The organism is Bradyrhizobium oropedii (genome assembly GCF_020889685.1).
In the GTDB taxonomy this organism is placed as follows: Bacteria; Pseudomonadota; Alphaproteobacteria; order Rhizobiales; family Xanthobacteraceae; genus Bradyrhizobium; species Bradyrhizobium oropedii.
Window position 1 is genome coordinate 1 of sequence record NZ_JACMYO010000462.1, and the last position, 848, is coordinate 848.

An 848-nucleotide genomic window follows, 5' to 3' on the forward strand; every position below is an offset into this window, starting at 1 on the left:
CGATCGCCTCGATCTCGGTCTTCGTGCCGGGCAGGGGCATCGGCCCGGGCTCGCCGTATTCGATGCCGCCGGCGAGCAGCATCGCGCCGCGCTGGTCGAGCGTCTCGCGCGCATGGATCGCGATCAGCGCATCGGGGCTCGTCAGCATCCGGATCGTGGTGCGGTCCTCCAGCAGGCCGCCGTCGGCGTCGGCCAGCAGCGAGAACGGCACCGCAAACAGGAAGCCGTCCGGCACCACATAGAGTGTGGACTTGTCCTTGAGCAACGGCTCCAGCGGCGCGAACAACCGCGCGTGCAGGTTCTGGAAGCGACTCTTGAGGTCGAGCGACCTGGCGTCAGGCACCTTGGCGCCGGGATCAGGCGCCGTGGCCCGCGTCGTCCGCAGCCGCGCGATCTCGGTGCGCACCCCGGTGTCGACCATGCGGCCGGGATCGCCGAGATCGACCACGCGCGGCTCGCTCGTTGCGGTCTGGACGATGGCGTAGAGCACGGTTGCCGCAAGCGGCTCCTTCGACTGGCGATCCGCCTTCCACTGCCGTGTGATGAAGTAGTTGACGACGGCTTCCTGCGGCGCGAGCAACTGCGATGGCCGGATCGGGTCTTGCGGCAGCTTGATGCCGATCGCATCGAGTCGCTTGGTCAGCGCCTTCTCGGCCGCGTCCTGCCGCCCCCACACCGATCGCGCCCAGTCGTCGATATTGCCCGACGAGAACAGCTCCTGCTTCTCGCCGTTGAGCCGCAGCGACGCGCGCACCAGCGTCGCGGTCTCCTCGTCCTTGCCGGCGACCTGCGTCTCGAACTGGCGCAGCGCGGTGTCGTCGCCGCCGCCGAGCGTCTTCCAGCGCAGC

The 848-nt window shown here is 69.2% G+C and carries 1 protein-coding gene; it reads right to left on the reverse strand.

The genetic code is table 11. From position 1 onward, the window contains the following. A partial coding sequence (locus H8A95_RS43290) for a CHAT domain-containing protein (RefSeq protein ID WP_229188485.1) occupies window positions 1–848 on the reverse strand: 848 nt, incomplete at both ends.